This is a genomic window from Micromonospora sp. NPDC048169 (assembly GCF_040652815.1).
GTDB lineage: Bacteria > Actinomycetota > Actinomycetes > Mycobacteriales > Micromonosporaceae > Micromonospora.
Genome location: NZ_JBEZMS010000037.1, coordinates 1 through 11,585 on the forward strand (window position 1 = coordinate 1; position 11,585 = coordinate 11,585).

An 11,585-nucleotide genomic window follows, 5' to 3' on the forward strand; every position below is an offset into this window, starting at 1 on the left:
GACATGGCGCGGGGGCCGGAGTCCACAACAACCCGGCGCCCGCCAATACCACAACGAGAGACGAGTTTACCTGATGAAGACCATCCATTCCCCCGCGTGCGACAAGCTGATGCGCCAGTGGTTCGGCGAGCCGCACGATTCCGTCGAATACCGCCTGGCTGGATACATATTCGACCACACCGACATTGAGATCCGCGACGAGCTGATCACGATCTTCGATGAGGACCCGCCGGAATGCGCCGCCGTGGCGGCGGCCCGGAAGCTGTGGCCGCTGCTGCTGCTCAGTGATCCGTTGCATGAGCCGGCCGATCTGCTCGACGAGCTGGACGAGCTGGCCCGCGAAACCGACAGCCTCCGGATGCGGATCGAGGCGCTGTCCGCGAAATACCGGTCCCTGGAGCCTTGGTCGGAAAGCTGGAACCGGTTCCCGCACGAGAAGCCGGAGTTCGGCGAACACAACCTCTTCTATGCGGGGCTGGAGTTCAAGTCCGCTGCCACGTTCGCGGAGCACGTGGCCAAGGAGTTGCAGGACGCCCGGGAGTACGCCGCGAAGATCCGCGACTACAGCCCGGAGCTGCTCACCCCGGAGGTGAAGCAGTGAGCACCAAATACCCGTACGAGGAGTCCTACCGCCGCTTCCTGCCCTACGTCGAGAAGCACGAGATGAACGTGCTGCACGACGACGGCCTGTACCGGCACATCCAGTTCGGTGTCCGGGGTGCGGTCGGCTGGTTCGAGCTGGCCACCTGGCCGGGGCGCCTGGCCATCACCGGCGATATCGGCGGCTGGGTGTTCGGCCGCGTCGGAGATGACCTGTTCGACTTCTTCGCCCGCCAGGACGGAGCCATCAACCCGCATTATTGGGCGGAGAAGATCGTCGCCGGCGGACCGACCGAAGAGTTCTCCGCGGACCTGTTCATCAGCAATGCCGTGGAGTACTTCTGGTCTCGGCGCGACCAGTACCAGGGCGAGATGCGGGACCTGTTCCGGGAGATCCGCTTGGACGTCCTGGATTACGACGAGGACGAGGCCGCCGCTCGCAACGGCCTGGAGACGTTCCGCTACACCCCGAAGAACGGGGGGCGCGACTTCATCTTCCGTGACAGCTGGGAGTGGAACCTCACCGACCTGTCGGTCCACTACCTGCGCGCTTGTCACGCGATCGTCTGGGGGATCAACCGCTACCGGCAGGCGGTGAAGTCATGACCCGCCTGCATCTCTCTCGCCCGCACATCGCGGAAGCCTTCGCCGCGGCCTGCCTCGATGGCTGGTGCGCCCGGCTGACCACCGATGACCTGACCACCCCCGCTGCCCAGGAGTCGTGGGCTCAGTGGGATCCCGACCGATGGATGGCCGAGCACGGCCGCAAGGAGGAAACCCGGTGACCAACAAGATCCGTCGAGACGCCGGCGCCCGCGTCACCGTCGACCTGCTGGCGGCGCTCATCGACAACGACATGGACCGCGTAGTCGACGTGGTGAACGCCGACGAAGACCTGGGCACGACCGTCCTCGCCCTGGCGTCGGCGTGGCTGGCTTTGGCGCAGTACGCGGAGTTGAACCCGCGAGAGCTGCTGGCGTCCATGCAGGCCCAGGTATCGGGCGGTGCGCGATGAGCCTGGAGTCACGACGTGAGCGGGCCGAGCTGGCGATCCTCGACGCCGCGAAAGTAATGCCGCTGCCAATGCACAAGCTGATCATGCGGCACAACGCTGGCCTCGCCGCTGTCCGTGCCCTGTGGATCTCGCGGCGGAAGTGGCGGGTGGTCGCCGAGCAGCAAGCCGTCCGAATCGCCGAGCTGGAGACCCAGCTGAACGGCGGTTCCCGGTGAGCCTCCATATCGAGTTCGTAGACAACCTGCCGATCCAACGTCCGCGTCGCAACATTGACGCCGGGCAGCTGCACATGGCCTTCGCTGAGGCACTCAAGCGCCGCCCCGGGGTGTGGGCGAAGCTGCCCGTGGATCTCGGCGGCGAGAAAGCAACCGTGGCGTGCGCAATCCGGAAGGGATACGGCAATCGCGCGTACCGGGGCGGGCAGTTCGATGCTTTGCACATCAACGGGCAGGTCTACATCCGCTATGTCGGTGGTGTCCAGTGAGCACCCTCTACGGCTACCGCTACAAGCCCGCCGGCGCGGTGCTCCCGCTTCACGGGCTCGGTTTCACCGATGCGGTCGACAAGGTGAAAGAACGTCGCCACCAACAGGGCCGCAACGGAGCAGCGGCCACGGCTGAGCTCGTCGAGCGTGATGGTGACGGCTGGCGGTTCGTGCCTATGCCGGACGGGGGTGCCCTGTGACCGGATCGGCGTACCGCACTCCCTACATCTTCCCGTTCACCGACCAGGGCCCGTACCCGGTCTACTCCGCACCGCAGGTGTACGTGCTGGAACCGGCGTGGATCAACACGGCCGGCGTCACGGACCTGGTGATCGTCGACGCTCACAAGTCGGGGGAGACCCGCATCTACGCGTGCGATGAGACCGGTCTGCAGTTGGGTTGGGAGCCGCTCGAAACCTTCCCGGCCTGCGATTACGAGGCTGCCCTGCGGTGGGCGGGTTACCGGATCGCGCCCGGGTGGGGCCCGACAGAGCTGGATCTCCTTCGGGCCCAGCAGCGCATCCAGGGGGTGACCGATGGCGCGTAACTGGTGGCTGCCCTATGAGGAAGCCGATTCGCGCGGCGCTCGATACACCGGGCCTGAGGACCCAGGGCAGCGCCTCTATGACGCGCTGTTCATGGACCTTCCGCCGCATCCGGATCTTCTCGTACCCCTGATCGGAAAGGAGCAGTGATGCTGCTGGATATCGGCGCCCGCATTTTCGTCATCGCGGGCCTGCTGTGGCTGCTGTACGTGGCCGCGTCGATCGCATGGCAGTGGTGGACCGGTCGAGATGCTGAAGCCCTGGCTGTTGCCCAGGTTGTGGAGCCGATCGAGCTGGACCTGGAGCGTGCGGCATGAGCGGACCGCACTACCTCCTCACCGAGATCGAGAACACCGAGAACACCGATGAACAGCGCCGCGCCGCCTCGTTGGCGATAGCCCGGTACGCCTCCACCCAGGACTATCCCGCCGGCGTGGCGGGGGAGCTGCTGGACATGCTCGGGCTGCGGGGTGACGCCTGATGGCCGCGATCTATTGGCGTAACGCCGCTACATGTCAGCGGTTCGACGGTGAGATGTGGTTCCCAGCAGGGAGCGACGTCGACACCAGCTTCGCGCGGCAGCTGTGCCTGGGCTGCCCGGTCCGCTGGGATTGCGGAACCGTCGCCTTGGAAGCCGGAGAGTCCGAGGGCATCTGGGCCGGGTATTGGCTGAAACACAAGCGTGAGCGTGAAGCGCTGGAACGTGCTTTGCCTGGTGTAGTGGCTCGCGCCCCGCATGGTGTGTGCAGTGAATGCGGACGGGATTACGTACCGAACGCCTCCGACACCGGCAGGTGTAGGCCATGTGTGCGGGGTTTGGTGCCCGCGGCCCCGGTCCGGGACTACGTAGGTCAGCTGCACGAGTGGCTGCCCTGGCGGCAGATCGCTGCCATGTCTGGGCTGTCACTGAACACGGTGCAGTCGTTGATGAACCATCCCCGCGAGTACATGTCCCGGGAAACCGCCGACGCTCTCATGTCGATTCCGCCGCTGGCGGTGATGCCGTGAAAGAGATCGTGATGGTGACGTTGCGCCGGTCGGTGAAGACCGATGTCGGTGAGATCGCGGCCGGCACAACGGTCCCCGCGACTCGGTCTCTGGATGACGGTTACACGCTGGAGATGTCGCTGTCGGGCGCCCCCTCGCACCCGTTCGATGTACCCGCCTCCGCTGTGGAGCGGGGTAAGGCGACGCTGTCGGAGTTGTGGGCGTGGGACGAGTACTACTTCGCCCGGGAGGTTCTGGACTACTGCCATATCCAGGCGTGTGCGTGGGTGATGGCTCAGGCGCCGGCGTCGGAGCGGCAGATGCTGCGGTGGGGATTCCGGAATGTCCGGACGGAGGTTGCGTCGTGACCGACTTCCTCCTCTTCGCCGACGGCTTCGCGCACACGAAGTTCATTCCGATCTTCGACGGCTTCACCGGCCGCCCGCGGCTGGCTGTCCAGGGATTCCAGGGCGCCACCCCCGCTGAGCACGAGTTCATCCACCAAACCACCCATGGACGCGAACACATCGAGCAGCTGAACGAGCTGACTTCGATGCTGCTCTCCCGGGAAGGAATCCGATGAGTGACATCATCGAGGCTTACACAGACGCCGACCTGGCGTACCGGATCGTGCTGTTGAAGACGCTGTGCGACCTGGTGATCGACGAGTTCAAGGCCGCCAAGCAGATCGCCGGCGACCAGTTCCCGAAAGGCGCGGCCATCCCGGCGCGCACCGGCGACGACGTGAAGCTGGGCAAGGTCTCCAAGTCCGACCCGAAACCCGTCGCGGAGGTCGTGGACCGGGCCGCGGTGGAGGACTACATCCGCACGGAGTACGCGGACAAGCTGGAGTCCCGCGTCGAGCTGGGGGATATCGCGCAGATCATCCCGATCCTGCTGGACGCCGACCGCGCCGATCTGTTCACCGAGGTCGAGGTGATCCCGGACTACCTGTACGGGCTGGCGAGAGCCGCGGCCGTGAAGGGCATGGCCGTTCCGGGTGTCGAGGTGAAGTCCCCGCCGGGTGTGGTGTCCGCCCGCTCCGAGGTCGCCGCGCAGCAGGAGGTTCGCCGCCTGCTTTCCGGTGCCCGGGTTCCCCTGCTCCGTGAATTGGAGGCATAGGCATGGATTTCGAAGAGGCAACGAAGGAAGCCGCCAAGGCTCGCATCGCCCTCACTGGACCAGCGGGCAGCGGCAAGACGTACACCGCGCTGATGCTGGCGTTCGGGCTCGGCGAGAACGTCGCGGTCATCGACACCGAACGAGGTAAGGCGGGCCTGTACGTCGGCCGCAACGGGTGGCGGTTCAAGACGATCAAGCCCACCTCCTATGCCCCGCTGTCGCTAGTCGACCACCTCGCGAAGGCCGAGGGTGCTGGCTTCGATGTCGTCGTCATCGACTCCCTATCGCATTACTGGGAGGGCAAGGACGGGATGTTGGAGCAGGTCGACAAACGATCGGGCGCCAACAAATTCACCTCCGGCTGGAAGGTCGTCCGCCCAGAGGAGCAGCGGATGATCGACGCGATCCTCGCCTATGCCGGTCACGTGATCATCACCCTCCGCACGAAGCAGGAATACGTGCTGGAGAAGAACGACCGCGGCAAGCAGGAACCCACCCGAGTCGGAACGAAACCGATCCAGCGCGAGGGCATCGAGTACGAGTTCGACCTCATCGGCGACCTGGATCTGACCAACACCCTCACGGTGTCGAAGTCCCGTATCGAAGGCGTGCAGACCGGAATCACCTACAAGAAGCCGGGAATGGAACTCGCGGCCGAGGTCGCGGCTTTCCTGGCCGACGGCAAGCAGCTCCCGACGCTGGCCGAGTACCGGCAGCAGGCCGCGGAGTTGTCCACCCGGGAAGAGCTGCTGGCGCTGTACAAGGAGGTCTGCGAGCACCAGATCGACGGTGCGCCGATGCTCGACGACGAGGGCCGCCCGACGATCCTGGGCGACTACATCAAGGCCCGCGGCCGTGAGGTCACGGCGGGCGGTGAGTCATGAGTGGTCAGCTGACTCCGAACCAGGTAGTGAGCCACCTGGCAGCGCTGTCCCTGCGGCTGGACGAGGTCACCGAGGAGCTGAACCGCGCGGACGAGGAAGCCACCGAACTCCGCGGCTACGCCACCGTGGCGAACTCGGAGGCATTCCTGCGCGCGGAAGGCGCGATGGATCTGCGTAAGCACAAGGCGATCGTCGAGACACATGAACTGAGGTTCGCTGCGGAGCTGGCGGAGCAGAAGGTCCGCGGGCTGACGCGTTCGCAGAAGACGCTGATGGCTCGGATCGAGGTCGGCCGCTCGACGGGCGCCGCAGTGCGTTCGGACATCTCCCTGGCCGGATCGGGGGTGCATGGCGCGTGAGCATCCAGGAACGCCGGGTGCACCCGAAGACCCAGCCCCGCCGGCCCCGCCCGAAGAACCCCGGCGAAGCCAAGACCCGCAAGCTCGTCTCCGCCCGCTCCGGTGGCTGGTGCGAAGTCTGCGGGGTGGCCCGGGCGGAGTCGGTGCATCACCGGCGGAAGCGTTCCCAGGGTGGTCCGTGGTCTGCATCGAACTGCGTCGACGCCTGTGGGGATGGAACCGGCGGCTGCCATGGGTGGGCGGAGGGCTCGCCGAATGCCGCCGCGGCGGAGGGCTTCCACCTCCGCCCGGGGCAGGTCCCTTCGGAGACGCTGATCGTGTCCGGGCTGCACGGGCACGTGCTACTGACGGATACCGGTTCGATCCGGCCAGCCGGGGATCGTGCGGCATGAGGCTGCAGCTTCTCAGTCTGGGCGCGGGTGTGCAGTCGACGACACTCGCGCTGATGGCCTGCCGCGGAGAACTGGGCCACCTCGACGGAGCGATCTTTGCGGACACGGGATGGGAGCCAGCGCACGTTTATCGACATCTTGACCGGCTCGCCGTCGAGTTCGAGCACGCCGATTTCCCGCTATATCGAGTGAGTAAGGGGAACCTGCGAGCCGACACCTTGGATCCTGCTGCACGGTTTGTGTCGGTGCCGTATTTCACCCGCAATACCGACGGCAGCGACGGGATGGGCCGTAGGCAGTGCACGAGCGAGTACAAGCTCGGTCCGATTAACCGCAAGGTGCGGGAGCTGCTGGGCGCGAAGCCCCCCGAATTCCGATCGGTTCCTCGGGGCCGCGTCGCGGTGCAGTGGATCGGGTTCTCCACCGACGAGATCCACCGCGTCACCGACCACCAGGAAAACCTCTACACCGCCAAACGGTATCCGCTACTGGAGCTGGGCATGTCCCGCAAGGATTGCGAGCGCTGGCTCACCGCGGCCGGCTGGGGGGATACCGCGAAGTCGGCATGCATCGGCTGCCCGTTCCACGGCAACCTGCAGTGGCGGGAGATGCGCGACCATCGCCCCGACGAATGGGCCGACGCCTTGGACTTCGACCGCCAGATCCGCAAGGGCGGTGCACGGGCCAGCGCCGGCCAACTCGACGGGGAGGCGTTCCTCCATCGGTCACGAGTACCTCTGGATATCGCCCCGATCGACCGAGTGACGGCGGCCGAGTGGGCGGACCGGCAGATCGACATCTTCGACGAGCTGGCCGAGCACGGTGACCCTGACGGCTGCTCGCCGTATGGATGCCGCTCCGGCGCTCCGGTGATCGAAGGGGGTGCGGCATGACCTGGACTCAGCCCCTCTGCCAGCCCTGCCGCACCCGCGACGAGCGCGGCGTCTTCCGTCGCATACCCAACGACCACTCCCGCATCTGCTGCTCCTGCGGCGAAGCCACCTCCGCGGGGATCTACATCCGTATCGATCCGGCCTCTGTGCCGTACCCGAGCGAGGACTGATGACCAAGTACACGGCCTTGATACTTCCGGGCACCGGATTCCCTGAAGGCGGAGACGGGATCTGCGAGCGCTTCCTGGCCAACCTCGATGAGCGGTTCTTCCCGCAGATCGTCCGCTATCCGGCGGCCGGTTTCGGTACCGGTGGTATCAGCTGGGCGCAGTCTCGTACCGCTGGGAAGCAGGCTCTCCTCGACGCCACGCGCGCGACTCCGTATCCGGCAGTCTGGTGCGGGTTTTCGCAGGGTGCCGGCATAGCAGGGGATGCTGCCGCGGAGTACGGCGCCGGGAAGTACCGCGATCTCGAGGTGGTCGGGTGCGCATTGATCGCCGACCCGGGCCGCCCGGCCGGCGGAACAATGCCCAGTGTCCCTGCAGCATCGGGATACGGGATCGTCAAGTCCCGCCCCATCACCGGCATCACAGCCTGGTGGGCCGCGGTGGAGGGCGACCCGATCACCAGCCTTCCGGCCGGCTCCCCGCTACGCACTATCGCCGACACCGCAGACTACTTCTCCCTGTCCTCTCCGCAGGACGCGCTCCGCTGGGGTTTGGACCTCTACACCCGCGCACTGAACCGGAACTACCAGCGCTGGTGGTCGATCGAGCACTGGCGCACCTGGGGCGGCGCGGCGCAAGCGGCGCGGAACTACTTGCCCCGGCCTGCGGGTGCGGGTCTGCACGCCCTCGCCTACGTAGAGCAGGGACTCCTGGTCCGTCTGGCCGACGCCGTGAATCGGGGTGTGCGGTGAGGCCTCCGTTCCCGTACTACGGCGGGAAGATGTCGACTGCGACGGAGATCGTGGATCTACTGCCTGAGCACCGGCACTACGTCGAGCCGTTCGCGGGATCGCTGTCGGTGCTGCTCGCGAAACCTGCCGTGGCGTTCGAGACCGTGAATGATCTGTACTCCGAGCTGGTGACCTTCCGGCGGGCGCTGCGCGATCGTCCCATTGAGCTCGCCCGGGTGTGCGCACTCACTCCGCATTCACGAGCTGAGTATGCGACTGCTCACGATCTCGACGGTGATGAACTCGAGGTGGCCCGCCGGGTATGGGTGCGGCTGTCGCAGTCTCGTAGTGGGCTGCTCGGCCGACGAACGGGGTGGCGGCAGTACATCGACCCCGCGGGCTCGTCCTCGTCGATGCCGGACTACCTCGCCGGGTATGTGAATCGCCTCGGCACCGCAGCGGAACGGCTGCACTCGGTGAGCCTGGAGTGTCGGCCCGCCGCCGAGGTGATCGAGGCATACGGCAAGTCGCCCGAGGTGTGCCTGTACGTGGACCCGCCCTACCTCGGATCGGTGCGCTCTGGGTCCAGCTACGTCCACGAGATGCGTTCCGACACCGACCATGCCGCCCTGTTGGAGCAGCTGCTCCGGTGTAAGGCGTCGGTGGTGCTGTCCGGGTATGCATCCGAGCTGTACGACACAGCGCTGGCGGGGTGGTCGCGGGTGGAGATCGCGGCGTTCAACGGCAACGGCCGCGAGGGGGCGCGCACGGAAGTCGTGTGGTCGAACCGGGAGATCGGTCACCCGACGCTGAATTTCGGGGAGGTGTCGTGACGGTTCAGGAGGAGGCGCGGGCCGACCGCGCAATCCAGACGAAGCAGATCCCGATCACCTGCTACCCACCGGCCACCGCCCACGAGATCGAGCAGCGGTATCGGTGCATCGACGCCCGGCATGAGGGCCGCACCTACAACCCCGTCCAGGACAAGACGTGGTGCCTGTGCGGGCGGGTGATCCGGCCGGGAGATGTGTCCCGCTGGAACTCGGCGTATGAGAGCGCTGAGTTCTCGGCTGGGCGTCCGGATGCGGTGGGGCGGGAGGCGCGGGCCTACCTGGATGCGGTGCATGGGCGGGGGAATGAGCCGGAGCCGCTGGCCGTACCGACGGAGTGCGGGGACCAGTACGTGATCGAGATGGAGGAGGTGCCGTCATGGCAGTGAGCAAACGTGTCCGCTTCGAAGTGCTGCGGCGCGACAACCATCAGTGCCGGTACTGCGGTGCCGCGGCGCCCGACGCGCCGCTGACCATCGATCACGTCGTACCGGTTGCACTCGGTGGCAGCGACGATCCGTCCAATCTCGTCACCGCCTGCAAGGACTGCAACTCAGGCAAGACGTCGACCGCGCCGGATTCTCGGATAGTCGAGGAGGTATCGGCCGACGCACTTCGGTGGGCCGATGCTCTCAAGCAGGCTGCCGCAGAGCGTGAGAGCAAGTACGCGGGGAAGCGTGCCCGAGTGCATGAGTTCCGGGAGCTCTGGGAAGCATGGACGGTCGGCGGCCGGACGGTCGATCTCCCTGGCGACTACGGGGTGTCAGTTCACCAGCTATTGGCCGCCGGCCTGACGGTGGTCGATTTTGAGGAACTCATCGAGGTTGCCATGACCGCGAGTCAGGTTCGTGGTGCGGCGGCGAAGTGGAAGTACTTCTGCGGCTGCTGCTGGACCCGCGCCCGGCAGGCCAACGACCGAGCTGCGGAGATCGTCGGTCTCGACGACGAAGAGCCCGAGGAGGACCGCAACAGCGAGGCGTACGTGATGAATCAACGTGCGTCCGTCGAGATGCAGTGGCAGAAGCACTACGGCGTCGACCTCGCATGGTGCCTGTGCAGCTACGTAAGTGGTCGGCACCAGTACTGCGGTTCTCCTGCGTGCATGAGAGAGGTTGTCACGCTCGCGCACGGTGTCCTGATGGGGCCGGAATACGTATTTCGGATTGTGTCAGCTCCGGTTTCCGAGGTTGAGGAATCCGAAGAGGGTGAAGAGGTCTCGGAGTGAGCTTGAAAGCCATGACTTGGGTTCTCGAAGATGCACCGGTCTCCGATCCGGTGAAGCTGCTCATCCTGTTCGCTCTGTCCGATCGCGCGGACAGCAAGGGGCGCTCCGCGTACCCGTCACAGGTGTGGATTGCGGAGCGCGCGCGCTGCTCTCAGCGCACTGTGGCCCGGCATCTGAAGGAGATGGAGCAGTCCGGATTGATTCGCCGCGGCGACCAGAGTCTGGTGTCGCACTTCCCGGCGAACCGGCGACCGGTGGTGTGGGACATCGACTTCGATTACCGACCCGCTGAAACCGTTTGGCATGACACAGGTGTCTGCCCAGACAATTTGTCTGCCCAGACAGATTCGGGAGTTTGGGATGTCACGCCAGGTAATTCTGGGGTGACAGCTGTGGCAGACAAACCGTCCTTCTCCCTTACGGGAGAAACCGTCCGTAAACCGTCCTCTGCGCGAAACACATCCCGAGGCACGCGGCTTCCCGAGGACTGGTGGCCGGATCCGGATCTCGTCGAAGAAATGCGCGTCGAGCGCCCGGATGTCGACCCCATCTTCGAGACGAAGAAGTTCGTCGATCACTGGTGTGGCAAAGCGGCCGGCGCGACGAAGAAGGACTGGCGCCGCACCTGGCGGAACTGGATCCGCAATGCTCGCCCGACTCCGGGCCGTCCCGTCAACGGCATCTCACGCACAGACCAGAAGGTCGCGAACTACCTCAGCTACGGCCAGCCGCAGGGGCAGCGACAGATGGAACTCGGATGATCACCGACGACGATCGCCAGACCGCGGCCCTGGTCCTGGCCAAGTGCGCCGCGAACGATCCCTGGTTCCCGTCCGGCGGTGAGTCCACCGTCCTGGCGTGGGCGGAGGTGTTCTACGAGTCGCACCTGTCCCGTGAGGATCTGCTCGCCGGCGTGGCCCGTGCCTACCGGATCTCGGAGGAAGGCTTCCGCCCGCTGGCTGGGTCGATCGTGAAGCACGCCCGCGCCGCCTACTTCGAGCAGCTGAACGCTCTGCCCGACGAGCAGCGGGAGGAGTTGGAGGCGACGGTGGAGATCCTCCAGGACATCGGGGTCCCGCCGCCTGATGCGCATCGTGCTGCTCGCCGGGTGGCGTTGGGTCGGCGCCCGCACTTCCGGTTGACCGATGCCCAGCATGCGGAGTTCCAGCGGCGGATGCAGCAGCGCAAGGAGATTCCGAAGCTGACCCGGCGGGAGCTGGACATCTCCCATGTCGCCCGCCCAGTGGACGAGGTGACGTGATCCCCGGCCCGATCAACCAGCAGTTTCGAGCGGTCCCGTGTGTGGTCCGCATTCACGGAAGCGAGAACCGTCGATGAGCCAGAGTTCCCC

Annotated in this window: 25 protein-coding genes; all 25 read left to right on the plus strand. The window is 65.9% G+C overall.

Annotated features, from left to right (window positions below; all coding sequences use genetic code 11):
* A partial coding sequence (locus AB0D28_RS24610; protein WP_357389363.1) for a hypothetical protein occupies positions 1–601 on the plus strand: 601 nt, incomplete at its 5' end.
* The gene (locus AB0D28_RS24615; RefSeq protein WP_357389365.1) at positions 598–1,206 is read left to right on the plus strand and encodes a hypothetical protein; all 609 of its coding nucleotides are present in this window, start codon (positions 598–600) and stop codon (positions 1,204–1,206) included. The genes AB0D28_RS24610 and AB0D28_RS24615, both read left to right, overlap by 4 nt.
* Positions 1,203–1,385 (plus strand): hypothetical protein, encoded by a 183-nt coding sequence (locus tag AB0D28_RS24620; RefSeq protein ID WP_357389367.1) that lies wholly within the window; start codon positions 1,203–1,205, stop codon positions 1,383–1,385. Before AB0D28_RS24615 ends, AB0D28_RS24620 begins: the two co-directional genes overlap by 4 nt.
* Positions 1,382–1,615 (plus strand): hypothetical protein, encoded by a 234-nt coding sequence (locus AB0D28_RS24625; RefSeq protein ID WP_357389369.1) that lies wholly within the window; start codon positions 1,382–1,384, stop codon positions 1,613–1,615. Before AB0D28_RS24620 ends, AB0D28_RS24625 begins: the two co-directional genes overlap by 4 nt.
* Positions 1,612–1,830, plus strand: coding sequence for a hypothetical protein (locus AB0D28_RS24630; protein WP_357389371.1), 219 nt, complete (start codon positions 1,612–1,614; stop codon positions 1,828–1,830). Before AB0D28_RS24625 ends, AB0D28_RS24630 begins: the two co-directional genes overlap by 4 nt.
* Positions 1,831–1,904: 74 nt before the next feature.
* Positions 1,905–2,099: a hypothetical protein gene (locus tag AB0D28_RS24635; protein WP_357389372.1), complete on the plus strand. Its 195-nt coding sequence runs from the start codon at positions 1,905–1,907 to the stop codon at positions 2,097–2,099.
* Positions 2,096–2,299: a hypothetical protein gene (locus tag AB0D28_RS24640; RefSeq protein ID WP_357389374.1), complete on the plus strand. Its 204-nt coding sequence runs from the start codon at positions 2,096–2,098 to the stop codon at positions 2,297–2,299. Before AB0D28_RS24635 ends, AB0D28_RS24640 begins: the two co-directional genes overlap by 4 nt.
* A complete protein-coding gene (locus tag AB0D28_RS24645) occupies positions 2,296–2,646 on the plus strand; it encodes a hypothetical protein (protein ID WP_357389376.1) in 351 nt (116 codons plus the stop codon). Before AB0D28_RS24640 ends, AB0D28_RS24645 begins: the two co-directional genes overlap by 4 nt.
* A 147-nt stretch (positions 2,647–2,793) precedes the next feature.
* Positions 2,794–2,961 (plus strand): hypothetical protein, encoded by a 168-nt coding sequence (locus AB0D28_RS24650; RefSeq protein WP_357389378.1) that lies wholly within the window; start codon positions 2,794–2,796, stop codon positions 2,959–2,961.
* Positions 2,958–3,125, plus strand: a complete 168-nt coding sequence (locus AB0D28_RS24655) for a hypothetical protein (RefSeq protein WP_357389380.1) — start codon at positions 2,958–2,960, stop codon at positions 3,123–3,125. The genes AB0D28_RS24650 and AB0D28_RS24655 overlap by 4 nt, the downstream gene beginning before the upstream one ends.
* Positions 3,125–3,652, plus strand: coding sequence for a WhiB family transcriptional regulator (locus tag AB0D28_RS24660; protein WP_357389382.1), 528 nt, complete (start codon positions 3,125–3,127; stop codon positions 3,650–3,652). The genes AB0D28_RS24655 and AB0D28_RS24660 overlap by 1 nt, the downstream gene beginning before the upstream one ends.
* Positions 3,649–3,999: a hypothetical protein gene (locus AB0D28_RS24665; RefSeq protein ID WP_357389384.1), complete on the plus strand. Its 351-nt coding sequence runs from the start codon at positions 3,649–3,651 to the stop codon at positions 3,997–3,999. Before AB0D28_RS24660 ends, AB0D28_RS24665 begins: the two co-directional genes overlap by 4 nt.
* Positions 3,996–4,214, plus strand: a complete 219-nt coding sequence (locus tag AB0D28_RS24670; protein ID WP_357389386.1) for a hypothetical protein — start codon at positions 3,996–3,998, stop codon at positions 4,212–4,214. The genes AB0D28_RS24665 and AB0D28_RS24670 overlap by 4 nt, the downstream gene beginning before the upstream one ends.
* On the plus strand, positions 4,211–4,753 hold the full coding sequence (locus AB0D28_RS24675; RefSeq protein ID WP_357389388.1) for a hypothetical protein: 543 nt from the start codon (positions 4,211–4,213) through the stop codon (positions 4,751–4,753). The genes AB0D28_RS24670 and AB0D28_RS24675 overlap by 4 nt, the downstream gene beginning before the upstream one ends.
* A 2-nt stretch (positions 4,754–4,755) precedes the next feature.
* Complete coding sequence (locus AB0D28_RS24680; protein ID WP_357389390.1) at positions 4,756–5,637, plus strand: ATP-binding protein; 882 nt, start codon at positions 4,756–4,758, stop codon at positions 5,635–5,637.
* Entirely contained in the window at positions 5,634–5,996 is a 363-nt protein-coding gene (locus tag AB0D28_RS24685; protein WP_357389392.1) for a hypothetical protein, read from the plus strand. The genes AB0D28_RS24680 and AB0D28_RS24685 overlap by 4 nt, the downstream gene beginning before the upstream one ends.
* Positions 5,993–6,388, plus strand: a complete 396-nt coding sequence (locus AB0D28_RS24690; protein ID WP_357389394.1) for an HNH endonuclease signature motif containing protein — start codon at positions 5,993–5,995, stop codon at positions 6,386–6,388. The genes AB0D28_RS24685 and AB0D28_RS24690 overlap by 4 nt, the downstream gene beginning before the upstream one ends.
* A complete protein-coding gene (locus AB0D28_RS24695) occupies positions 6,385–7,281 on the plus strand; it encodes a hypothetical protein (protein ID WP_357389396.1) in 897 nt (298 codons plus the stop codon). The genes AB0D28_RS24690 and AB0D28_RS24695 overlap by 4 nt, the downstream gene beginning before the upstream one ends.
* On the plus strand, positions 7,278–7,451 hold the full coding sequence (locus tag AB0D28_RS24700) for a hypothetical protein (RefSeq protein ID WP_357389398.1): 174 nt from the start codon (positions 7,278–7,280) through the stop codon (positions 7,449–7,451). The genes AB0D28_RS24695 and AB0D28_RS24700 overlap by 4 nt, the downstream gene beginning before the upstream one ends.
* Positions 7,451–8,200, plus strand: a complete 750-nt coding sequence (locus AB0D28_RS24705) for a PE-PPE domain-containing protein (RefSeq protein ID WP_357389400.1) — start codon at positions 7,451–7,453, stop codon at positions 8,198–8,200. The genes AB0D28_RS24700 and AB0D28_RS24705 overlap by 1 nt, the downstream gene beginning before the upstream one ends.
* Positions 8,197–9,012 carry a DNA adenine methylase gene (locus AB0D28_RS24710; RefSeq protein WP_357389402.1) on the plus strand — a complete coding sequence of 272 codons (816 nt, stop codon included), beginning with the start codon at positions 8,197–8,199 and terminating at the stop codon, positions 9,010–9,012. Before AB0D28_RS24705 ends, AB0D28_RS24710 begins: the two co-directional genes overlap by 4 nt.
* The gene (locus AB0D28_RS24715; protein ID WP_357389404.1) at positions 9,009–9,398 is read left to right on the plus strand and encodes a hypothetical protein; all 390 of its coding nucleotides are present in this window, start codon (positions 9,009–9,011) and stop codon (positions 9,396–9,398) included. Before AB0D28_RS24710 ends, AB0D28_RS24715 begins: the two co-directional genes overlap by 4 nt.
* Positions 9,389–10,234, plus strand: coding sequence for an HNH endonuclease (locus AB0D28_RS24720; RefSeq protein WP_357389406.1), 846 nt, complete (start codon positions 9,389–9,391; stop codon positions 10,232–10,234). The genes AB0D28_RS24715 and AB0D28_RS24720 overlap by 10 nt, the downstream gene beginning before the upstream one ends.
* A complete protein-coding gene (locus tag AB0D28_RS24725) occupies positions 10,231–10,995 on the plus strand; it encodes a helix-turn-helix domain-containing protein (RefSeq protein WP_357389408.1) in 765 nt (254 codons plus the stop codon). The genes AB0D28_RS24720 and AB0D28_RS24725 overlap by 4 nt, the downstream gene beginning before the upstream one ends.
* Entirely contained in the window at positions 10,992–11,495 is a 504-nt protein-coding gene (locus tag AB0D28_RS24730) for a hypothetical protein (RefSeq protein WP_357389410.1), read from the plus strand. Before AB0D28_RS24725 ends, AB0D28_RS24730 begins: the two co-directional genes overlap by 4 nt.
* Positions 11,496–11,585 lie beyond the last annotated feature (90 nt).